Annotated in this window: 12 protein-coding genes and 2 pseudogenes; 6 read left to right on the top strand and 8 right to left on the bottom strand. The window is 67.3% G+C overall.

The genetic code is table 11. The features are described 5' to 3' along the window. Window positions 1–32: 32 nt before the first annotated feature. Together ABZ621_RS35685 and ABZ621_RS35690 are read right to left on the bottom strand one after the other, a co-directional pair. Window positions 33–254: a hypothetical protein gene (locus tag ABZ621_RS35685; protein WP_360611063.1), complete on the bottom strand. Its 222-nt coding sequence runs from the start codon at window positions 252–254 to the stop codon at window positions 33–35. Between the two features lie 122 nt (window positions 255–376). Continuing rightward, entirely contained in the window at window positions 377–1,957 is a 1,581-nt protein-coding gene (locus ABZ621_RS35690) for a hypothetical protein (RefSeq protein WP_360611065.1), read from the bottom strand. A 303-nt stretch (window positions 1,958–2,260) separates the two neighbouring features. On the opposite strand from ABZ621_RS35690, the gene ABZ621_RS35695 reads away from it, so the two are divergent. Next, window positions 2,261–3,559, top strand: a complete 1,299-nt coding sequence (locus tag ABZ621_RS35695) for a protein kinase (protein WP_360611067.1) — start codon at window positions 2,261–2,263, stop codon at window positions 3,557–3,559. Window positions 3,560–4,107: 548 nt separating this feature from the next. Here ABZ621_RS35695 and ABZ621_RS35700 read toward each other — a convergent pair. The 6 genes and pseudogenes from ABZ621_RS35700 to ABZ621_RS35725 all read right to left on the bottom strand — a co-directional run bounded on the left by ABZ621_RS35700 (window position 4,108) and on the right by ABZ621_RS35725 (window position 15,417). After that, entirely contained in the window at window positions 4,108–5,313 is a 1,206-nt protein-coding gene (locus tag ABZ621_RS35700; protein WP_360611068.1) for an HNH endonuclease signature motif containing protein, read from the bottom strand. Further along, window positions 5,310–5,986, bottom strand: a pseudogene (locus ABZ621_RS35705) (transposase family protein); the annotation flags it as partial. The pseudogene ABZ621_RS35705 and the gene ABZ621_RS35700, both read right to left, overlap by 4 nt. A 256-nt stretch (window positions 5,987–6,242) precedes the next feature. Next, window positions 6,243–8,819 carry an RNaseH domain-containing protein gene (locus ABZ621_RS35710; RefSeq protein WP_360611069.1) on the bottom strand — a complete coding sequence of 859 codons (2,577 nt, stop codon included), beginning with the start codon at window positions 8,817–8,819 and terminating at the stop codon, window positions 6,243–6,245. Next, complete coding sequence (locus tag ABZ621_RS35715) at window positions 8,816–12,175, bottom strand: hypothetical protein (protein ID WP_360611071.1); 3,360 nt, start codon at window positions 12,173–12,175, stop codon at window positions 8,816–8,818. Before ABZ621_RS35715 ends, ABZ621_RS35710 begins: the two co-directional genes overlap by 4 nt. Next, the gene (locus tag ABZ621_RS35720; protein ID WP_360611073.1) at window positions 12,172–13,341 is read right to left on the bottom strand and encodes a hypothetical protein; all 1,170 of its coding nucleotides are present in this window, start codon (window positions 13,339–13,341) and stop codon (window positions 12,172–12,174) included. Before ABZ621_RS35720 ends, ABZ621_RS35715 begins: the two co-directional genes overlap by 4 nt. Window positions 13,342–14,574: 1,233 nt before the next feature. Then, a complete protein-coding gene (locus tag ABZ621_RS35725) occupies window positions 14,575–15,417 on the bottom strand; it encodes an IS5 family transposase (RefSeq protein ID WP_360611075.1) in 843 nt (280 codons plus the stop codon). 273 nt (window positions 15,418–15,690) lie between these two features. Between ABZ621_RS35725 and ABZ621_RS35730 the strand changes: the two genes are divergently transcribed. From ABZ621_RS35730 to ABZ621_RS35750, 5 genes and pseudogenes are all read left to right on the top strand, one after another. Next, window positions 15,691–18,261, top strand: coding sequence for a hypothetical protein (locus tag ABZ621_RS35730; RefSeq protein ID WP_360611077.1), 2,571 nt, complete (start codon window positions 15,691–15,693; stop codon window positions 18,259–18,261). A 169-nt stretch (window positions 18,262–18,430) separates the two neighbouring features. After that, window positions 18,431–19,390, top strand: coding sequence for a hypothetical protein (locus ABZ621_RS35735; RefSeq protein WP_360611078.1), 960 nt, complete (start codon window positions 18,431–18,433; stop codon window positions 19,388–19,390). Between the two features lie 886 nt (window positions 19,391–20,276). Then, the gene (locus ABZ621_RS35740; RefSeq protein WP_360611080.1) at window positions 20,277–20,480 is read left to right on the top strand and encodes a hypothetical protein; all 204 of its coding nucleotides are present in this window, start codon (window positions 20,277–20,279) and stop codon (window positions 20,478–20,480) included. A 203-nt stretch (window positions 20,481–20,683) separates the two neighbouring features. Then, on the top strand, window positions 20,684–22,765 hold the full coding sequence (locus tag ABZ621_RS35745) for a hypothetical protein (protein WP_360611081.1): 2,082 nt from the start codon (window positions 20,684–20,686) through the stop codon (window positions 22,763–22,765). A 24-nt stretch (window positions 22,766–22,789) separates the two neighbouring features. Then, a pseudogene (locus ABZ621_RS35750) lies at window positions 22,790–23,086 on the top strand (transposase); the annotation flags it as partial. Between the last annotated feature and the right edge of the window lie 184 nt (window positions 23,087–23,270).

Consider the following 23,270-nt stretch of genomic DNA (forward strand, 5'->3'; position numbering starts at 1 on the left):
CATCCCGCACCGACGCCCGGGTCCGGCTCACGTCACCTGCGGCGCCTCTGGTGGTTCCAGCGGGCCCGCCACCAGGCCAGCCGGTGCTCGGATTGCTGGGGAAAGACGGACTGAACGAAGGTGACGGTGAGACCAAGGGTGAAGCAGATGAAGGCAAAGGCGGTCAGCCACCACGGGGCGTCGATCAGGGCCAGGACAAGGAAGCCGAGGCCGGTGGCGACGAAGTAGATCAGTGGTCGGTTCGGGTGGGTCATGCGGGTCTTCCCCCTGATAAGGGTGTACGCGTGCGGTTCGCTGGGTGACATGGGCCTGGGCGTTCTTGCCCGGCCTGCATCCAGTTGAGCGCAGCGAAGAGCACATGTTGTATCGGTGGGTGTCACACCCGGCCGCGGCCCCAGGCACCGGGGGCCCCGTCCCGGCGGCCGTAACGGTCGAAGGCGTCATGCCACGCCTCCTGCATCGCCAGCTCCAGGATCAGTGCGCTCCCTTGGTGGGCGGCGGTGGCCAGCCACTGGACGAGGTCGGCGGAGGAACCGGCGCAGAACTCGGCTGCGGCTGAGCGCCCCGGCCACCGCCACAGTGCCCTGGTGACCTGGAGCCGGGATCCGATGCTTGCGTCGATCCGCTTGGCCTGGCGTTTGAACTCGCTGAAGCGTCCCCGGGCTGCCCGTAGGTACTGAAGGGTGTCGGTGTCGACGCCGTCGTCCTCGAAGCGGGCAATGACCGTGTCCATGCCGCGCAGAGTCCTTTCGCGCGCCTCAGCCATTGCGGCCTGGTGTTCCTCGGCGGTGATCAGGCCGACGTCGTGGGCGAGGCCGGCGGGGATCTGCAGGGCGCTGTCGAAGGCGGGTTCCTCCTCCGGGGCGAACGGGTGGTTCCATTCGATGAGCAGGGCCTCGATGTAGCCGAGCACCTTCCCCGCAGGCAGGGCCCGGGCGGGGGCGAGCAGCGCCTCGATGCCGGGGACGGGCTCCCAGCCCGGGGCGCGCTGGATGCGCTGGAGGGGCCACAGGGCCTGGCGGTTGCGATAGGGGAAGGCGAGGACGCGGCCTTCGCGGAGCCACTGGGGAAACGGGGGCGGGAGCTGTCCGTCCCAGGTGAGGGCAGGGGCGGCGGCTGTCCAGGTGGCGGGGCGCAGCAGCAGCCATCCGGGCGGGGCCGCAAGCATTTGTGCGGGCGCTGTACCGGTGCGGTCGACCAGCCAGTCCTCGACGTGCTGCAGGGTCACCTGGCGTTCGGCCCGCCACACCGCGGCCCCTCCGCGTCCGGACCAGTCGTAGTCCCACGTGCCCCGCAGGAGTTTCTGGCGTGTCTCCTCCCGGGCGTGCAGGGTGTCGCGGTACAGGTCGTCGAAGTCCTTGCCCTCCTCGTAGAGCATCTGTTCGTTCTGTTCGGCTCGGGGGCCGGTGAGATGCTCGCGTGCGATGTTGGCCGCCACGATGAAACGGGCTGGGGAGTGCCAGGCGACGTGTTCCTCCAAGGCCGCGACGGTGTCCAGTAGCCGCTGCTGCTGGAGGTTCAGGCTCTGTACAGCCCCTCTTTCCATGCTGTCGCGCAGCGTCTCGGCAGCGCGCAGGAGGTGGAACTCCGGACGGGTGCACAGGGCGACGGAGGCCAGTCGCCACAGGTTGTGCGCCGCGCGGTGACGCAGAAGGGGGAGCAGACCCTCCAGGACGTCGTCTGTGAACAGTTCGGCGCAGGCGATGGCGGTCATCACCGCGTCGGTCAGGGCCCGGCTCTGGTAGTCGCGATGGGCGCGGGGATACTGCCCGGGCAGATGGAGGGAGACGGCGCGGGCCCTGTCGGCCAGGCCAGCGGGCAGCCGCAGCCTCAGCGGTGTGCCGTCGCGTGGTTGCTTGGGTCCGCGGGGCGAGCGCGGATAGCGCAGGACGGTGGAGATGTGCGTCAGCCTGTCCTCGGGTTGCATCGGCTCCTGGCGCTCAACGTGCTCGGTCAACAGGCGGCGAACCGTCGCATCCCGGGAGGCACCGGTGCGTCCCATGACGGCGGTCAGCGCCTGCACCGCGCAGGGCGGGACGCGAACATTGGTCTCCACGAGCTCACGACTGCCAGGCATAACGGCATCATCGGACCCGTTCCGGTCTATGCGCCTGGCTCTGTCGGCTGGGGCACGCCAGACCTGCTCCGCGCTCTCCCGCTTCGGTACCAGGCCGAGGAAGCGGGCCTGCTGTGAATGGTGTGGGCAGTAACCGGGGGATGAGGGCACAGACGATGCTTGTGGTGTTCTACATTGCCTGGCATGTCTGCAACTGCCTCCCGTTCGTGGGGATCCTGGCGTGATATCCGTGCTGTGAAGTTCTTCGGACACGTCCACTTCGTGCGACACGAGGACGGAACACAAGGCGTTCTGAAGTCACCGCGGCCGGGCAGGGGCGGCACGGTCAATAAAACTACGCAAGAGCGCTTCCAGAAGGAGGTGCGGCACATGCAGCAGCTGACTCAGGACCAGGTCTTGGGGATCGTGCCGGTCCTCGATGCCGATCCGCAGGATCCGCCGCAGTGGTTCGTCATGCCGGAGGCCAGAAAGCTGAGTGAGGTTCTCAGCCCTGGCGGCCATCCGGCCGAACTGCGTGAGGTGGTGGAGGCGATCTGGCACGTGGCCGGCACTCTCGCCGAGCTGGCGGCGCGGGGCATCGCGCACCGGGACATCAAGCCGGACAACCTCCTGTACTACCAGGGCCGACCGGCGGTCGCGGACTTCGGCATTGCCGCATGGCCGCAGCGGCCGCAGCTGACCAGCGCCACCAATAAGATGGGGCCGCTGTACTTCCTCGCTCCGGAGATGCGGTTTCCCGACCCGGGTACGCCTGCGTACCCGGCGGATGTGTGGTCGCTGGCCAAGACGCTCTTCGTTCTGGCCAAGGGCTTGAAGTTCCCGCCCGATGGCACCCAATACATGCAGGGCCAGGAGTACTCGTTGTGGGCGCAGGGCGGAGAAGCGGCAACGGATCTGGCCCCGGTGCTGGAAGCGGCGACCGCCTACGAGCAGGACGACAGGCTGACCATGCCGGCCTTCCGCGACGAGCTCGCCGCCTGGCTGGAGCTGCATCCGGAGCCGGTCGCACCCGTCCACCCCGCCGTGCGGCGGGGCTTTCGGGCGCTGGAGGCCGCCACCGCCGACGTACGGCGCCATGAGGCGGAGTTGCGGCGGCTCCTGCCGGCACAGCTACGGCGCCTGGCCACCACGCAGCATGGCGAGAGCGACCGATGGCTCGCCCCCGTCCTGGGCGAACGGCATCTGGAGAACGTGCGGCTGATCGACTCGCACGGCTACCCGGACGATCCCGATGATCCCGAGTACGACATGGGGGTGGACGGCATGGTGCTGTCGAGCACGGTGCCGGATGCGGCAGGACGTCGGCTCGTGCTGGGCGGGTTCCTCATGGGAACAGTGACGACCCTGGCAGCAGAGATCCAGCAGGACGGTGAGGTCCTGGCCAGCTGGAGCAAGGACGTGAACGCTCTCCTGCCCAGCGCGCGGGTTGCCCTGTGGCGTATCACCGACGAGATGCAGGCGGCCTACGCTGAGCTCCCGTAGCGCGAACAGTGACGGGCGGAGCCGCGGCGGGAGCAGGCGGTCCCGCCGCCGGAGCGGGTCACGTGATCGCCAAGTTCGAGCGAGGCCACCCGGTTCACGAGGCGGAAGATTCGCCCGTTGTACGTAGATTTCACGGGTTGTTCCGATCACGAGGCGGGCTGCGTACAGGGCCATGGCCACATTGGACGACAGCATGGGGCGGCCGAGGTCTCATTCCAGTTCGGGCAGGAGGTTCAGCGTGTGCCAACCGGCGCAGGACAGCGCGACCACATCGGCCGCCTGGACCAGGCCGGGAGGAAGCACGTGCAGCATCGTGCGGATCTTCCCCGGTGCCGCCTCGGGGCAGCCGTCAGCCAAGCCGAGGCAGACCCGGGCGACGACCTGGATTCCGGCCTCTTCCAGGGCCGCCGCTTCGGTGTTCGTGCCCTCCTGGGGGTAGGGGGTGAGGCCCCCTCAGGAGGCATCAAGGTGTAGGTGAGGGCGTCGAAAGGGGTCACCACGCCGGGCGACACGGGCCACCCGCCGGTGAAGCCCGCCGAGGTACAGGACTACTCCGGTTCGCAATCCGGCATGGGCGACGCTGTGCTCGTCCAGTCACGGTGGGCTGTGGCAGCGACTTGGGTCAGTATCGAGCGCAGTGCCTCACGCGTACGCCCGAGCGTCTTGATTGCGTGGCAGTTCGGACACAGCGCCACCATCTGCGATGGGTGGTCGCGGCCACCCATCGCAAGGTCGTTAACGTGGTCCACCTGTAGGATCGCCGCCCCAGCATCCGTCACATCGTCAGGTTGGCCTGGACAGGACGGATTTTCGCACCGCCCTGCGCATCGCAGGACGACTGCCTCACGGGCTGCCGCGATCCGCACGGGCCGGGTGCTACCGGCATCTCGACGGCCACGTGTCGACTCTTCCCGCTGTTCAACGGTGGCGACGAGCCGTCGGTATTCTTCACGCCGCACCCCGGGGGTGATCGCAACGGGTTCCAGGAGTGCCCGAGATGCCCTCTCACACCGTAGGTGCCGCGATCGACCGGCTGGCAAGCCACCCTTGTCACACACCGGGCACAACAGGCCGGGAACCGGCCGCACACCGTCGTTGGAGGAGACTTCTGGAGCAGGAACCGAAGCCGACTCTCGGTTGATCAACTTCTCCGGGGCGGGCAAATTTCTGGCTGCCGCAGAGCTGACCTTGGATCCGGCCGGTGTGAGGGCAGGGGGCGGAGAGACTGTTCTGGGCGGCCAGCCTTGCGGGATGACGATCCGGGTGCTTCCTTTGGTGAGTAGCGCCCGGCGGATCAAGCTGGTCAACATTCCTACCCGCCGCACCGTCCATGCCCGCGCTTCGATCTGAGTCTTACCGTTCCCGCGCGTCCAGGTGAAGTGCCCCGGATAGTTGGACCGGAACACACTTTTGCCGGCCCAAGCTTGGAGGTTCGGCACGCTGGGGAGTTGTCGGGCCCGTGCGTACGCGAACCGTCTGCGAGCCTCCTCGTTGGCATCGACCGTGGCCTCGACTTCGACCACCGGACGGTTCTCCAGCACGATGCGCACCTCGAAACCCGATATACGGGCAACCGCGAGGCCACGATCGTCAGGTACCGCATCCGGCAGGAGCCGCGCCACCGACCTCACGAAGGCGACCTTTAGCATCTCCGCCTCGTCCACACAACCCTCCTGCAGCTGCAGCACCCCGCGTGCCATGCCGGTATGACATCGAACCCTATTCCGCTCCTCCCAGCAGTGAGCCGTTTTCATCCTGAGTAGCTGTAGGTCAGCAGGGGTGGACGGCTTGGACGATGGTGCCGATGCAGCGGGTGGAGCATCGGGCCCGGCGGATGATCCGCCAGGACTTCAGCTGTGCGAAGGCCCGTTCCCCGGGAGCTCTCAGACGGGCGTGGTCGCGGTTGAACTGCTGGTAGTGCTCGGGCTGTTCGCGGTGGTGGTGGTACGGGGTGCGCAAGGTGGCGCCGGCGCCCTGGTAGGCGCGGTCGGCGAGAACGAGGATCTGCTGGCTCAGGCAGGCCTGGACGATGCCGTGGGATCGGGCCGCGGTCAGATCGTGGGTGCGGCCCGGTGTCGCACGGGAGAACCACAGCGGTGTGCCGTCGGAACGGGCGATGACCTGCACGTTCATCCCATGCTTGCGATGTTTCATCGAGGAGTACGGCTCGTCGGCGGCAATGCGGTCGGTAGGGATCAGGGTGCCGTCGACGATGACGAAGTCGCCTTCGTCGAGGCCGGTGAGGGTATCGTGCAGGCCCGGTGCCCAGGCCGCAAGGACGTCGAGTGTCTCGTCGACGTAGCACCAGGCCGTCGCGGTCGAGACACCGAACCCGGCCGCGAGCTGGGCGAACGTCTCGTTCTTGCGGAGGTGGGCCAGTGCGAGCAGAGCCTGCTTGAAGCAGCCGAGTCGTCTCCACGGCGTGTGGGTCATGGTCGCAAGGGAACCTTCGCCACCAGACTGAGCCGGTCGCCGGCGCGGAGTGGGATCCGCGCGAGCAGGTCCGTATCCCCCGAGGGTGTGCCGCCCGCCACGAGGGGGTGCTCGCCGAAGCGGACCCGGCAGTCGCCCGCCTCGCCCACGGCATGCTCCGGAAACGGTTCGGCGATCCAGAAAGTTCGGGTTGGCTGATCCGGTGACGCAGCCCAGGTCGCGGTGGCGGAACCGTCGACCTCGTGCCCTGCTATTCGCCGCCCTGCACCTCGTCGGTCTCAGGCATCTGGGCGGTCTCCATGCTGGGGCCACGGTATTCGGGATGAGCGCGGTCCATGGCTCCGGCGACGTGAAGGGGGACGGGGTGGCGGGTGCGTGCGTCCCAGGACAGGGACTGGTGGCACAACTGTGCTGCGAGTGCGGCAAGTTGTTCCGGGTCGTGTTGTGCGGCGTGAGGGACGGTGATCTGGGTGGCGGTGAAGCTGTGCCAGTCCTTGCGTTGCAGGGACCAGTCTTCTTTGGGGAGGGTGAAGCGGGTGTGGAGGCCGCCGATGCTGCCTGCGCCGCCGAAGCCGTCGTAGGTGCGGGAGGCTTGGGCGATGTACCAACTGGTGTGATCGGTGCTGGTGGTACGACGGTAGAGGCGCTCCTGGGGCTTGGGGGGGCGCTTGGGGTTCTTGCGGGGGCTGGTGGTGTTCTCCACGGGGGTGGGTACTTCGCCGTAGGAGGTGTTGATGGCGACCACGGCGACGGATCGGGTCTCGCTGCGTAGGTCATCGCCCGGGAGCGGTCCCTTGCCGAAGCGGACGTTCTGCAGGCCCGGCCAGATGGTCCGGCAGGCTTCCGTGTCCACGAAGATGATCAGGGGGCGGTCGGAGGGGAGGATCTTCAGGGCGGATTCGATGTGCTGGCGGGCGAGCAGGGCGCCTTCTTCGTGCCGGGCGTGTCCTTCGCGGCCGATGGCACGTCGGCCGAAGGCCGCTTCGGCTGCTGCCTGGGGCCGCCAGTCGTGGGTGTGGTGGTCGTAGGAGTGCAGGTGCCAGGGTCGGTCTGGGTCGTTGCTGGTGTGGAGTGCGGTGAGGACTTCGACCATCTGCGTGCGGTCGGCGGCGCCGGGGCGGCGGTTGCTGACGCGTTGCTGGCGCAGGTGGATGCCGACCAGGATGGGCTCGTCCGTCAGTTCGGTGACGTGGCGCAGGCGGTCGTCCACGCAGCCGAAGCGGAAAAGCAGGTCGCGTAGGGCGTTGATCGCCTTGTAGTCCTTGGGTACCGCGGCGTCGGCGTCTGCTTCGGTCGCGTCGTCGGGTTCGGGTGCGCTCTGGCGGGCCAGGAACTGGGAGACGATGTCGCGTTCGTATAGGGCGCGGCGCAGGTCTCTTTTGTGGTCGTGGCGGTGTTGGCCGGCTTCGCGTTCGCGTTTGGTGGGTTTGGGGTTCCAGATGGTCTCGACCCAGGCGCCGTTGACGGCGTCGTCGTGGAATTGGTCGAGGAATTCGAGTTCGCTGTCCCAGTCGACCTGCTCGGCGTGGTCGAGGGCCGGCAAGCGATGGAAGCGGACGACGAGGCGCCGGCTGAGGCGGTGGTCTTGGTGGTCGCCGCAGTCGAGTGGCTGGTCGGGGGTGGTCGTGTATGCGGCGAGGGCCTCGCTCATTCTCTTGCGGGTGGTGCCGTCGTTGTAGAGGGCGATGATGCGGACGGTTTCGCTGCCTGTGGCGGCTAGGGCGTGGTCGAGGTCTGCTCGGGTGACGGCGCCTTTGGTGGGGCGGGTGAGTTCGACGTCGGTGGCCTCGAAGCCTACTTGGATGATTGTGGGGCGTTTAAAGGTGTCGGTGATGTGGTCGGCGAGGATCTTGTTGAAGCGTGTGCCGACGCCTTTGCCGAGGACGTGGGGAATGGGGGCGGGTACGAGGGCGCGCATCTGGCCGCGCAGTTGGGCGAGGTCGTCGTTGGTGGGCCAGGTGGCGAAGTCCATGTCGCAGGCTTCGAGGACTTCGGCGGCGTAGTTGCGGGCGTAGGGGACCCACTGGCCGTCGCTGTTCTTGGTGTGGCCGACCGGCAGGCGCAGCAGTGTGTTCTTGTGTCCGCCGTGCTCGATGAAGGCGGTACGGGTGCTGGCCCAGTGGGTGGCGAGTCTGCTGAACGTGGGCAGCACGTGAAGTGCGAAAAGTGGTTCGCCGGGCTGGGTGATGACCCGGAAGTCCAGCTTGTGTAGGGCGTATCCGGTGCGCTTGGGCTTCAGGGTGGTTCGTTGGGTGACGTTGTCCCAGCTGATGAGGCTGCCTTGGGTGTCCATGCGCCAGTGGATGCGGCGCATGCGGGGGCCGTTGGGGATGAGCAGGGGGGTGCGGGCCAGGCGCTGTGCGAAGTTCCAGGCCGCGACGCGGTAGAACCAGCCTGGGGCGTGTGGGGTTCCATCTTCTGCGCCGCGGACGAAGGAGGCGAGTTGGGGGTGTTCGACTTCGGCGGCTGCGAGCAGGGGGGCGAGTGTGTTGGCGTCGTCGCCCTTGCGTACGCGCCGTTCCCATTCGCGTACCGCGGTGGACAGGGTCCAGGCGTCGAACGGCTTGGTGGTGACGGCGACGGCGGGTTGCGCAAAGTCGTCGTCCGCGGGCTCGTAGGTGTGTGGCATGAGGACGACGGGCTGGCCGGAGACGGCGCTGAGCGCGGAGGCCAGTCCGGCGTACGGAGGGCGGCGCGGCTTGCCGTTCTTGGCGTCCCCGTAGGTGGGCAGGCTGCTCCATGCCTGGCCGAACTCGTTGTTCAGGGGGTAGAGCGTGATCTTGCCGAGTGCGGAGTAGGGGAAGAGGAAGGCCAGGGTGCTGATCATCGGGTGGTCTCCCCCACGTGACGGTCGGCGAATCGGAAGAAGGCGTTCAGGGTGGTGCCGTAGTAGCGGCGCATCCGGGGCAGCTCGTGGTTCTTGGTCCACTGCTCGCGCAGGTCGCGGATGAGGTGGGGCAGGTCGGAGTTGCCACGGGTGTCGAGGAAGGCGGCATCGACGAGTTTGATGCGCCCGGGTGTGCCTCCGCGCCTGGCGCGTCCGACGAGCTGGATGAGGCTGATGATGAGTTCGGCGGCGATGGCTCGTTTGGCCCGGGCGGGTAGGGAGCGGAAGTAGCGTTCGCTGGTGACCAGCTTTTCGAAGTAGTGGCCGGCCACTTCGCGGCGTCGCTCGAGCTCCGTCCACGGCTCGGGGCTGGTCTGCTTCTCGTCCAGAGCTCGGGCGCCGACGTGGGCGAGGAGTTCGTCGGGCTCGTCGACCAGCGGGACGGGTCGGATGGCGAGCCAGATGGATCCGATCGCGGACTTGTTGGACTGGGGTGCCAGGATGTTCAGTCCGCGCTCGGCCCGGCCCAGCGGCGCGATCAGGATCCGGGCCTTGGGCAGCCGGGTGAACGATTCGAGCTGATCGCCGGGGATCTCGTGCCACAGCGGTTCGCCCGTCTCGTCGTGGCGGGATACCGGTTCGTCTTCCGGGCGGGGCCGGACGGTGACCGCGACGAGTCCCGGTTCGGCGCCTGCGGCCAGCAGGCCGTCGCGCAGGTGCTGGCAGCTGTCGTAGGAGGTAGTGACGAGCAGGATGGAGTCCTGCACCCGGTGTTTGCTCTGCCGGCCGAGATCGTGGAGCTCGCCACGCAGCCGGGGCCACATGCGGCGGCCGAGAAGCCGGGTGGCCTCGACGCGGTCCTTGCCTGCGAGGCCGGAGATGCGCAGCATCTCTTCGCCGAGTCCGGGGAAGAGTTCGGCTTCGATGCTCACCCCGTGATCGACGTCGTCGGGCACCCACCAGGTGGGAACGGTGTGCACGTGGTGCCGATGCGCCCCGGGCGCGTAGGCGGTGGCCGACAGGCCCAGTACAGCGCGCTTGTGGCCGCTGTGGGCGAGCGCCGTGATCTGTCCGAGGGTGGTGACGTAGGTGTGGGGGTCGCCGCCGAAGGCCGCCACGCTCAGGCGTGTGTCCTCCGGCATTCCTGTCCGAACGTCCTCTGTGAAGGCGAACATCAGCCGGCCCTGCGGGCCGTGCGGGATGGCCCGCCACGCGCTGAAGGGTCCCAGAACGTCGGCGATGTCGCGTGCCGCCTCGACCCCGGCCAGCTTGAGCTGCTGGGCGTTGTGGACGAATCGGTACAGCAGCAGTCGCAGCGGCTCCAGGAAGGCCCGGCGCAGGATCCGGTCCAGCACGTCGGAGCGCACCTGCTGGTTGGGAACCCACCGGGCCAGTAGTTTCTCCAGCTGTTTGCGCACGTGGGACAGGGATCCGGCATCTCCGTCGGGGTCGATGACATTGCGCAGGAGCTCGGCGAACGGGTGCAGGTGTTCTGGTAGCGCCGTCATCTTGATCTTGCGCTCGTACAGGGCGGCGAAAAGGTAACGTTCGGCCACGTCTGGGGAGAATTCGCGTTCCAGCTCGGTGACCTGGTTCTCGTCGTTGGCGAACAGGGCCCGCAGCTGGGTGCTGGTCCAGCCGTCCCAACGCTGCGGAATGATCCACCGCCGCTCCTGCACCGGACGCCCCGACTTCTTTGCGGGGCGGCTCCTCTTCTTGGTGTCCTTGCGGTCGCTGGGGCCGAGGGTGCCGTGAGCGAGGTGGCTGGTGTAGGTCTCGGCGAGCCAGCGGGTGCGCATCAGGGTGTTGCGCATGGATTCGTCGAGGGCTGGGCGTACTCGGCCGAAGGCCTGGATGAACTCGCCGTCGAGCCGCAGCAGCGGGCGCTGGTCCTGGCGGTTGCCCCAGGCCAGGGTGAGTCCCCTACCGGCCCGGCCCAGGACGAAGGACTGGAAGGCGTCGACTTCGTCCACGGCGATGAACTGGCATCGCCGCAGCATCAGTTCCTCCACTGTCATCCGCTCGATGACGGCCCCGGAGTCGACCTGGACGGGAATGTGCAGATGGCCCTGGTAGAGGTTCGCGTGTGTGGTGACGATGATCTGCGCGGTGCATGCTTGCCGGGCGAGCCGAAACTTTCCGCAAACCTGCCGGTACGGGCAGGCGCAGATTCCCTGCCGCCGCGTCTTCGGGCCCCGTCCGGATTCCGGGACCCCTGCCGGCCGATACGGGACCAAGGACATGCAGGCTTCGTGGCCGGGTACCCACGCGTCGACCTCGTCGTCGACGGTCGCCAGTGACGGCAGGGCGCAGCCGTAGCCGAGCCGGTCTTCGGCCCATTTGACGAACGGCCTGACCTTGGATTCTGCGGCCGCCTGGTCGAGGGCGGCCATCGTGCTGTTCGGGGACATCAGGGGCACGACCAGCCGCTCGGGATGTTCGACTCCGCGTGAGCGGAGGTCCTTTTCGATGCCGTAGGCCATCTTCAGTGCGGCGATGGTGGTGGGCACGGCCAGGCCCAGCGTGGCACCCTCGGTTTGTGCCCAGGAGCCCAGGCTCCGCATGAGGACGCTCTTGCCGAACCCGGTCGGGGCCTGGAGCACTTGCAGATTCCCCGCCTCGACCTGTAGCAGGTCGCCGACCTTGACATCGTCGCCAGTCCGCAGCTGGGCAAAGAGCGGTTCGAGGGATTTGGTACGGAAGGTCTCAGCGGCCTGCTGGTCGAGCTCCCGGTTGAGGGTGAGGAACTCCTTGACCTTGAGGGTGATCTGCCCGGCCGGTGCGGTGTGCACCCTGATCGGCTCGGATTCCGGTGCCGCATGATGTTCCTGCAGCGTGTAGTGGGCCTGGATGGCCCATGTGGAGTCATGGCCGGCGACCGGCACTCGCAGGGTGGTCACGTAGTCGCCGGGTTCGGCATGGGGCAGGGGGGCGGAGTTCTCTGCACGCAGCCGGTCGATCTCCTCCAGCAGGACGTCGGCCAGCTCCTGCGGCAGCATGCCATGGCGGGCGGCGAGCACCTCGTCGTCCTGCAGGACGTACTCGCACAGCGCCCCCGTGGCCAAGAAGCGTTCCGCGTCTGTACGCAGCGACTCCTCGTTGCTCAGCCGGTTGGGGCGCTGGCGCAGCATCCGGCTGATGCGCCGTTGTTCTTCGTCGGACAGCTGCGGGTATCCGCTCCATGCGTCGTACTGGCCTGTGAGCAGGTAGGACACCCGCTTGAGGTCGGTGCCGGCGCTGCCGTCTTTGGCCTGCAGCGGAAAGTGTGCCTGCGCGAGGGCGCATGCACAGGCGATGACCTTCGGGAGAATCCGCCGGTCCAGCTCACTGTCCTTCTCCACTACCGGCGTGGTCATCGTCGGCCCGCCTTGCGCAGTTCAACCTTGACCGCCTTGATGACCTCGCTCACCAGCAACACCTTCAGGTTGGGCAGCAGTTCGGCCAGCTCGTCGCGCTGCGCCTCGCCCCGGTAGTCGGGGATGACGATGGTTCGCGCCGCCGGTGGTTTCCTGCGCAGCCGATCGGCCAGCGACACCGCGCTCGCGTAGTCCTTCACGTCGATCCGCAGCTCCCAGCCGGTCGCGGGAACCCTGATCAGCAGGTCGTAGCGGTCCTTGCCCGGCCACAGCTCGACCTCGACGCCCCGCGCCTGGAGTGCCTCCATCCGCTCGAAGAGGTAGATCTCGGAGACTCCGGAGATGACGATGTGCCGCCACACCGCGGTCTCCACGCACATGCTGCGGTTCGGCCCCTCCCGGTAACAAGGCCGGGCCGCCGGCTGCCGCGGCACGCCGCCGTCCCGCCGCTGCAGCAGCGGGCGCCCCTTCGCGGAATCGGCACGCACGAAGTACGTCGCGTTGTGCAGCGGGAAGCGGCAGCGCACCTCGTCGCCGTCGACGTGCATCGGCCACTTGCACACCGGGCACGGCCACCACCACTTTCCCCGGAACACCTGGTCAGCCGGGATCGGGACGTAGCGCACGGACTTGCGCATGCCGACCGCCGAACTGAACAGCTCCGCCAGCTGCCGCTCCCCGCCCGCGGGCTGCTTGACCACGAAGTACCGGTGCGCGGTGTACTCGTCCTCGGTGGCACCCTCGTTGATCAGCTGGAACGCCTCACGTTCCACCATCTCGCCGTGCATCCACGCCCAGGTGGGCAGCCAGCGGCGCGCGGGGTCGACGCCCCCGCTGAGCAGCTCGACGATGTCCTCACATCCCTCGGCGTACACGTCGTCGCTGAGATCGCCGCCGTCGAGTACCGTCAGCGAGCCTGTCTGGCTGTCGGCGAACAGGCCGGGCGCGATCTGTTCGAGGGGATGATGAAGGGCTTCGATGAGCGCTGCCGGCGTGTTCGGGCCCCGGCCTGGGCCACATACCGACATGACGACCCCGGTCATCCGGGCGATCTCCCGTCGGGCGGCCGGCTCCTCGTAACGACAGGTGTGCGCATACCCGGCACGAACAGCCGCGCTGATCAGCACGCGGCGGTGATACTGCAAATCGTCACACGACAGCGTCATCCGGCTCTCCATCTCACATCATTAAGTGACCACGACAGAGCTATCTGTGACGATGATGGCATGGTTCAGGGCGCCCTACTCCGAGGCGCGACACCCCAATCCGTGGCTCTGACCTGTATGAACACCTAAACGGTGACGCAATTGGGGCTACCGAAGTTCACCAGGATCGGCGGGCTGCGGTGTGGCGATTTGACGGTCTCCGCGCGGTGACCGGAGTTCTGCAGCGCAAGTGCGACCTCTCAGAAACCGCCGGTACCGACACCACCGTCCGTACCGGCTCTGGCGGTGTCGAAGGCCGCGTCTCTTTCTGGGGCTTCCCGGGCAGTGCATGCGGCGTGAAGCCGGTCCTGGAACAGGCCGAGGCGCTGCTGCGCGACCGTCGATTGCGTCTTCCCTCTACGACCCGCGTCCGCGCAGGGGTCTGTCAAATCGATCGGGGTACCGGTTGTGGTGGTGGAAACCCATGCTCGGTCCGCCACGGGGTCCCTGACGCCGGTGGCGTCCGGGACCCGGTCGGCGGCAGGCGATCGGTGGGGGGCATACGGCAACGGTGTACTGCCGCTGCCGCAGAGTCGTTGAGGGGGTGGAGCGACGCGGCCCCTTGAGCCCCTCCCGACCTCCGCCCACCCGTTCGAATACTTGCCGATTTTTCGGCCTCTTCAGCCCCTTCCCGTCCATCAAAGAACCTCTGACCTGTACGTTCGGTCGATCTCCAACAGGGGCGGGGGCACGACGCCCAGTGGTCAGGACCCTCTAAAAGAGTGTTTTGTCCCCGCAGGGTCGTTTGAGAACTCGGGCGATGAAGCCGAGTGGATCAGGTGGTCGGGCGTGTGACGATCTGGCCGTGAGAGCCTGCAAGGCGGTGGTTGAACGCGGGATCGCCCGTAGAGGTGAGGAAAGGGGTGCGAGGAATGGTCACCGGGGGAACAGCGCGGCTGCTGATCAGCAACGGCGGTGAGGCGCCGCTGGAGCTGACGGTGGAGCCCTGGGCTGAAACGCACCAATTTCCCCCGACCCAGACCTGGGTCGTTGTCACCCACTCGCCTGCAGCGGACGGTTCATGGTCCGGGACTCTGCGTGGGAACGAACCATTCCAGGTCGACCATCGGCCCGAATCGGTCACGGTTTGGGTCAACGGCAACTGCTTCCACCTCAGCGACGCGAAAGGGAACGCAATCGACTCGGCCGCTTGGCAGTGCCCTGCTCAGGGCTCTGCCTCCTGACTTGGCGGGGTCAGGAGTCGCGCCAGTTCGGGGTCGATTCGCGGGTGAGCCGGCGGCTCATGAGGTCGACCATGGCCACCTTGATCATGGCTTCGGAGCGGTGGGGGTGGGCCTCGTAGTCGCGGGCGAGGCGGCGGTGGTTCATGAGCCAGCCGAAGGTCCGCTCGACGACCCAGCGCCGCGGAATCACCTTGAAGCCCTTCTGGGCAGGGTCCCGGCGGGTGACTTCGACGTCGATGCCGAGGCGGGCACCGTGATCGATGACCTTGGTGCGGTAGCCCGTGTCGGCCCACGCCTTCGTGACACGCGGGTGATCTGCGGCGATGCTCGAGAGAACCTGAATGCCACCGACGTTGTCGGAGACGTTGGCGGCTGTGACCAGCACGGCCAGGAGAAGGCCGAGGGTGCCGACGCCGATGTGGCGTTTACGGCCTGCGATCTTCTTGCCCGCGTCAATGCCCTGGCCAGCGGCCGGGACGTTCGCGGAGGTCTTGATGCTCTGGGCGTCGAGGACGCAGGCGCTCGGCTCGGCGTCGCGGCCTTCGGCTTCCCTGACCAGGCGCCGCAGGAGTCCGTTGAGCTGGTCGAAGACCGCGTCTTTCTGCCAGGCGGCGAAGTAGCCGTAGACGGTTTCCCATGGGGCGAAGTCGTGTGGCAGGTACCGCCACGGGATCCCGGTCCGGTCGACGTAGAGGATGGCGTCCATGATCCGGCGCAGATCGCGCTCGGGTGGCCGGCCGATGTCCAGGCCCTTCCCTCTTCGTCCGGCCCGCCAGGCTGTCAGAGTTGGTTCCAGCAGTTCCCAACGGGCATCGGACAGGTCACTCGGGTACGGCCGCTGCTTACGAGGCATGTTTCTGTAGTGCCGACGGCCACCGTCCCGCCACAGGGCGCAAACCGGCGTGACCGGGGGCGTGTTGGGATCAGACAGGAGCGAAGGGACCGAAACGGACCCTCGAAGGCCGTCATCCGCCTCACCTGCCACAAGAGATGTCTACTGGCCCAACCGACCCGAAACGGTCCGCCACCTGAACGGCAATGAAGCACCCTGGGCGGGACAGAACGCTCTTTTAGCCAGGCTCGCAGCCTGGGTGGGTTGTCAGAGGGGTGTGGAAGCATAGGCATCGTGAGTGGTGTACACACGGTCCGAGGCATCGCCTACCAGCAGGCGCAAGGCGTGCTGGAAGCTATCGGGCTTCTGGAGGATCCCCGTTTGGGTAGTGTCCGCGTCGAGGGCATCGACGACGCTGTCGACATCGAACTCCACGACCGTGACGGAACTATGTGTCACGCCATCCAGGTCAAGGTGCGCGCCGCCGAATACACATGGGGCAAGTCCGAACTGCTTGAGGTTCTGAAGCGCTGGGCGGTGCTCCCCGACGCCGCGCGTGCATCGTTCGAGTTCCTCACCGATGGCGAGCTCGGTCCGAGCGGCCTGGGTGTGCGGCGGGCTCTGGAAGCAGCTGCCGAAGGGTCTACCGATCCTCTTGCAGAACTGCTCGGTGTGAGCGTCGACCAATCGGTGTACTCCGCTCTGGGAAGGGCACGCATTCGCCAGGACCAGCACAGCACCAGTGCCCTGCTGGCACGCGCCGAGCACCGAGTGGCTGCGATGCTCCCCTCCGCTCGAACAGAGCAGGACCTGAAGGAGCAAGCCAGGCAGGCTGTAGACCGGTTGTTCCGCGCCTTGTTCGACCACGCGAGTGAGAGCGACCCGGGGCTTCGCGTGATGGACCGTCAAAGCGTCGCCACACTTCTTGGCGTCCCTGCGGAGCAGTTTCCTGCCCAACGGTGGGAAGCGGTGAGGAAGCGCTACTTGGCAGCAGCGAGATCCTGCATCGATCACGAGGTGATCGCTCCAGCCGTGGCCGATGCCCAGGGGCGAGACCCATCGGTTGTCCGGCAGCACGTATCCGGCGACGGACAGGTACTGCCTGTTGGAGAGCTGCTCAGCGGAAGTGGTCCGGTCGTGCTCGCCGGCCGCACGGGGACAGGTAAGAGCACCGCAGTGCGCATCCTGCGCCAGCAGGCCGCAGCTGACAGCAGAGTGGTGATCACAGCGCACGCCGAGAGTTATCTGCCTGGACGCCTGGGGGCTCTTACGGCCGACAGTCTCTCTGTCATTCTCCAGGAGGTGTGCCCCACTGCCACCGGTATTCAGGCGTTGTCGGACAGGAACGTCACGCTGGTGATCGACGGTGCTGCAGAAGTCGCAGAACGGACTCGCCGTGCCCTGCAGGAAGAACTCCTTGCCCCTGTGTCTGCGGGACATGGAGCCCGCATCGTGCTGGTGGGACGCGATATGGCAGTGCTGCGGTCCATGCTGCCCAGCAGCGTGTCTCCAGAGATATTTCGGATGGTCCCACTGGGATACGAGCGGAAGGTCGAGCTGGTCGAACGGGCGACCGCCACCAGCGGGACACCGTGCTCTCCTCACACTGCCCGCGCTGTCGTGGCGACCCTCGACAAGACATTGGGGGATGCGGCCGGCAATCCGCTCATGTTCTCCATGGCGATGGCGCTCATGGACGACCAGGATGTTCCCCAGGGGAAGGCAGGTCTCTACCGAGCCTTCATCGAGCAGCTGGCAGCCCGAAGCGGCTCGGTCGGGGTGTCGGCCGTAAGTAATGCACTGGGCATCGCCTATGCGCGCCTGTTGGATGACGGCCGCCGGTACGCGGATGTCTACGAGTGGCACCGCCTGCTCAGCCAAGCCGTGGCCTCCCTTGAATCCGTCGGGCTGAGGGCCGAGGTGTCGGATCTCAACGAGGCGGCCCGCCGCTGCGGTCTGATCACTTCGCTGGGCTGGGAACAGACCGTGGTTCCCATGCACGACTCGTTCGCGGACTACCTCGCAGGAGCAGCGCACGCCAGCGGGGCAGCGCCTCTTCCTCTCAGTCTTTCCGCGGGTGACGACCAGCGCATGCTGTTCTGCGCGGCTATCCGGGGCGTAGATGACGCGACCGCGACGCTGGTCGCGCGTGATCTGCCGTTCACAGCGGTTCTGCTGGCAGACCATGATCGTCGGCCGCTGCGAGAAGAAGCTCCGCATCAAGTTGCCGCCCTGCTTCATCATCTGTCCGCCTCTCAGGGCCAGGGCGTGGTGATGAGCCAACTGAACGACGGCAGGGTACTGGCCCTACGCCCCCTTGGAGCGGAGCCTGCCTGGGTCGACGAGGCCCGCGCCCGCGAACTCGCTGAAGGATGTCCCGTCGCCGTGATGCACGAAGGGGCTGGTCCTTTGGCGATCGCAGCACGGCTGTGGCGCCACGAACTGCTCGCCCGCCTTCGCCCACCCGTGTCCTTCGCCCCACGCCGCCCAGAGCCTGGGTCGGCGGCAGCAGAAGCCCTGGCTCGGCACACCGAACAGACCGCGCTGGCAATCAAACAGCTGATTGGAGCCGTAGCACCATCCGGTCACGCCTCAATGCTGAAAGCCCAGGTAGGTCCGCTAGGCCTTCATGCAGTCATCGGCAGCCCTCAGCATGACGCTCTGGGGGTGCACACACCTGTCGACTACCAGCATGGCAACGACACCGTAATCGAGGCGTCTGAAGGGTCGCTCTTCCCGCCCGGGGAAACCTGGGGCTCCACCACACTCGAGTATCTGTTGGACAGTCCGCCATCCACCACAGCCGTCCAGCGTGTCCGAAAAGCCATCGAGGCCCTCACCATCGACTCCTGGCTCGAGCCGTAGCAGTCGTCCCCGGCCCTCGCCCGCAGAACGGATGATCATGAGCGACAGAGCTATCTGGCAAGCCGTTACTCAGCAGGCGGACGTCTGGGCAGCCTTGCCTGCCGTGCAAGAGTTCGCATTGCAACTACCACGAAACGCGGGCGGCTGCAGCAGTGGAGTACCGGGCAGATTGCAGGAGATGCAGGCCGCAGATGCCAACATCGGGGCGACTCCCCTGCGAGTGACTGGAATAATCGACCTGTACGAGCAGGTCCCCTATTTCAGCGCCCCGTACGACAAGGACACGTGGCGAGCGTGGCTACAGTCAGCTGTACTGATCGAGACCGCGCACCGCACGACGATCGCCTGGCTGCGCTCCAGGATGCCGGGCTACCCCCAGCTGCCCGCGCCGCAGCTCGCCCCCGGAACCGCATTGACCACCACCGACTTCACATTCCGCCTCGCCTGGCAGCCCGGCGAACGGGCCGCCGGCCTCCAGTTGCGAGGCCTCCCTCCGAGCATTGCCCGTCAGTTGCAGGCACTACCCGACCAGGCGCAGACCCTGGAAGAAACCGCCCGTACTCTGGCCGGCGCGCTACAAGCAAGCCAGGAATGGCAGCGGCTGGCTGCCACCCGGCAGGCCCTGGACGAGACGAGTCGGCAGATGCTGCTCCAGACACGGGCCCGCCTCAAACAGCGGCTTTCCAACGCTGCCGTCGACGCCCACGAGCCAAGCAGTGTCCTCGCGCGGCACAACTACCGCCTTGCCGTGCTGGCCGAGGAAGTCGAGCATCTGAGCGGGCCTGCCCGACACTTCACCGACGCCTTCGAGGCAGCAGACCGACTTGTGGAACTCGCCGCCAGCGACGTCTTCAGTCAGCTCGCCATTCACGGTCGCCCGCTCCTCCTGCAGCACGCAACCAGCATCGACCTCGATCCCGGACCCTCCCGGCACATTCACTTCACCGTCCCCTACGACCCCTGGCTCGACACCGGCGAACTCATCCACCTCGACGACCCACTCGTTCCGGAGACCTGCCTGCTCACCCGCGCCACCATCAGTCTGGGCTCTGGGCCCTCCCGCCTGTCCGCCCAGATCCTGCCCGCGACAGCGAACCTATGGGAGCCCGTACCGCATCACGGGCCCTGACACTCAGTCTTACTCTGCCGCCACATCGCCGCCGGTAACCAACGACGGCCATCCCCCAGTGCCGAGCGGATCAACAAGAACAACCCTGTCGGCAGATGACGGGGCTGATGCCCGATCTTCGGAACATCTGCCAGGACTTCAGCCGTGCCATGCCGCCTTCGACCGGTGCCCTCGCTGCGGCCAGGGATCGTTCGACGGTGCGCTGAGTGAGGTAGTTGACCGCCCGGTGGCGTTTCTGGACAGGCCGGAGCTTCCGGCGTCGTGCCGACGAGTCCACCGGCTGCGTAAGGCCGAATCCTTCAGCTGACGACAGGGGAGGCGATGACTACGGTCACGTCAGCGCCCTCGGTGTCGGTGCGGTACGTCCCTCGCGAAGGCGAGGAGGTCGCCGGCACGCAGGTCGGTGGGGGTGCCGGTGGGGCCGGCGGTGAGATGGCCGGAGGCTACGAATAGGTGCTCGATGGTGCCGGTCGCGTGCCCCACGCCGTCCAGGTGCGTGTCGGGCGGCATCCGCAGCCGCCAGGTCTCCAGGCTGTTGCCGCTGCTGATGCGGCGCAGTAGTTCAGCGCTGGCAGGACGATGTCGGCGAGGTCTCCGAGGCTCCGCACGTGGGTCCCCCCGCACTGCGCGGAGTGCAGACCCACCAGATGCAAGGTACGGCGTCCCTCGACGTCATACTCCCAGGTCAAGGGCGCGCCTTCCGCAATGGCCTCGGCGACGTACGTCCGCAGCGCCTCGTCGTTCCCTGCCGGCCCTCCGGGGTGTCGAGGCGTGGGTCAGGCCGCGCCGCGGTGAACTTGATCCGGGCCTGCACCCCGGGAAGTGGGTGTTCGCGGCGTGCGTCCAGCCCTGGGCCCGCCCGGCCGCCTCGATGAGGTGGCCGGCGGTGTGCAGCGCCGGGTGCGTCCTGCGCGCGGCCAGGTCGATGCGGACCTCGACCGACTGCCCCGACCGTGAAGTCCGGCAGCGGGAGGTCGCTGGCGGACCGGGCCACGACGAGTCCGGCGTCGTGGTCTCGCGCCGGGACGATCTCGTGACCGTCGACCCGTCCGCGGTCGGCAGGCAGTCCCCCGTCCTGCGGATGGAATAGGCAGTGCTCGACCGCCACCCACGGCACCCCGTCCCGCTCACCCGTGGCCGCGACCCGGGTCCGGACCTGCGCTTCGTACGTGTCCGCGTAGTACACGGGAACCTGAACAGAGCTCTCAAGTGAATGGACCATACGTTCGCTACAACGAACGCTGAGCATGATCGAGCGGCCGTAGACTTCCGGTGTTCCGCCAGGGAGGGCACGTGGGCAACAGCGGGGGTGCGGCAACGCACTCGGGCGTCGACTTTCAGCAGCGCATCGCGGCGTACGCGATGGCCCACATGCTCTGTGGGCTCGAGTTCGCGGCCTTCGGGCGCGCCCCCGCGACCGAGGTCACGGAGCTGCGCTTCGAGACGGCCGACGAGATCGACGACCTGGTCGTCGTCGGCCCGGACAGGCGGCTCTTCGTACAGGCCAAGAACACGCTGAGCCTGTCCGATGCCCCCGGGTCGGAGTTCGGATCCGTCCTCGCCCAGTTCGTCGCGCAGTACGTGTCGGACGACCGGCCCAACGACGTCTACGTCCTCGCCACCTCGCAGGGGGCGTCCGGCCGGATCCGCAAGGAACTACGGAAGGTCACCGACGCTGCCCGGCTCAACGCGGCCGGCGGACAGAGCCTGCCTCTGACCGCTCCCGAACAGGACGTCCTGACGAAGACCCAGGACATCATCCGATCCCACTACCTCGCCCGTACGCGGAAGGACATCACCGAACTCGACCTCCAGCGGATCACGGCGAGGATCCACGTCAGCGCCCTGGATCTGGCTGAGGGCGGTTCGCAGGAGTCGGCGATCCTCCTCGTCCTCGGCAGCAGGGTCACGGTCCCCGCCAACCTGCTCTGGGCCAGCATGATCGCCTTCGGCGTGTCGCTCGCACGCGACCGGCACGCCCTCGACGTCGCCGCCGTGCAGGACCGCTTCGGCACGTACCTGGGCCCCTCGTCGCAAGATCAGCCAACACCCGCTCCCGGTCCGATCACCGCCGAGCTCGTGGCCGATCTGCCCTTCGGGTGGGACGTGGTGCTGGCCAAGTCCCCTTATCCCGAGTGCGACTTCATCGTCATTGACATCATGCGCTTCGACGAGGCGGGCGCGAAGCGCCACACGTTCTCGGCGGGTCAGGTGTTGATCGGCGGGCGCGAGCCGTGGGAGGTGGTCGGACGCTGGTCCACCTGGGCGGGGTGCGACCGGCACATGGAAGCCCATGCCGACGACTACGAGGACAAGAGGGTGGCGGTTCTCGCCGCCGACCTCCCGCAGGATCCGAACCAGTCGGCCGCCGCCCTGGCCCACGCGGCCCACTGCGCCCGCCTCGCCGCGGCGCACGAGGACCCTTACGCCTGCCGGCACTGCGGCGACCCGATCTCCGAGGACGGCGCACCGCTCGTCGAGATCGACGAGGAGGGACAGCTGGAGGACGTGGGCCTGGTCCACCACGCGTGCCTCACGCCGACCGACCGCGTACTCGGCATGGTCGACGCGGCGATCTTCCGGGATCACCATCGTCTGCGGAACTTCGATTACGCCGGGTGGCTGGCAGCCCTCCGAGGAGGACAGGGGATGTTCGGAGCTCTCGCGGAGTCCCAGGTCAAGCACGGTCCGATCCTGTGGAAGTCCGCGTACGACGACTTCTCCCTCGGCAAATGGTGCGTCCGGATGATCCTGGAGGACGGCGGAACCACCTACACCACCGACCGGGGTCAAGTGCCGCGCATGTCCGCGGACAGGGCCGCGCAGGAGGCCGAGAAAATGAACCGCGCGCTGGCCGAGGCGCGGGAGAAGGGTGACCCCCTCTGCTACACCCCGAGCAAGGCCGAGTGGGGCTCCTACTCGCGCCTGCTGGCGCAAGGACACGATCCGATTCCCTGCACGAACGCCGAGGTTGTGCCGTACACCCGGGCCATCGGAGAGGCGTACTCCACCTGCGAGCGCTACTACACCCCTCTGGCATACCTCGTGGACGCCGAGACGGGGGAGCCCGTGGCCGTCGAGGGCGTGATCTCCCTGCTCACCGACCCGTGGAACCTCAGCTCCTTCCTCAAGAACTGGGAGCGGGCGGGCATCGAGCTGCCGGAGTTCACCGTGTCGGCGCTCCTGACCGACGAACAGTTCGACCGCTTCGTACGGCTGACCATGACGCGGGGCCAGGGCGTGATCGTCGACCCCAGACTGGCTCTCGACGGTTCCCTGGTCAGCGGCTTCTGGATGACCAGCTTCGAGCAGCTGCTGTACGAAGCGGAGCAGGACCGGGCGACGGCCGAAGGTGCCATGCCCGGGGAGTCGTAAAGCTCTGCGGTGATGTGGCCCTCTGCTGGTAGCCTCGCGTCGCTACGCAAGCCTGGACTCAAGTGCCGGGCGATCGCTGACGGCGGCTACCCAGGCACCGGACTCGTCATTCCGCACCGTTGGCAGCGCGGCCAGACCGAGCTGCCGGACTGGAAAGAGGAACACAACAAGTCCCACAAGCAGGTCCGTGCCCGCGTCGAGCATGTCTTCGCTCGTATGAAGACCTGGAAGATCCTCCGCGACTGCCGCTTGAAGGACGATGGTGTCCACCACGCCATGCTCGGCATTGCCCGGATGCACAACCTCGCCCTCGCCGGATGAGGGAAGGAGCCGCGCGGCGCCACCAGGGTCTGTCAATCGAACGGTGTAACCGTGGTGTTCGGGGCTACTGTCGGGCTGCGGTGAGTCGACCGTCGAAGGTGATATCGAAGGCGTTCAGGGCGGTCTTCCAGCGCAGGGTCCAGCGGGTCTGTCCCCTGCCGGTCGGGTCGAGCGACATGATCGC

Source organism: Streptomyces sp. NPDC007863 (assembly GCF_040633895.1).
GTDB lineage: Bacteria > Actinomycetota > Actinomycetes > Streptomycetales > Streptomycetaceae > Streptomyces.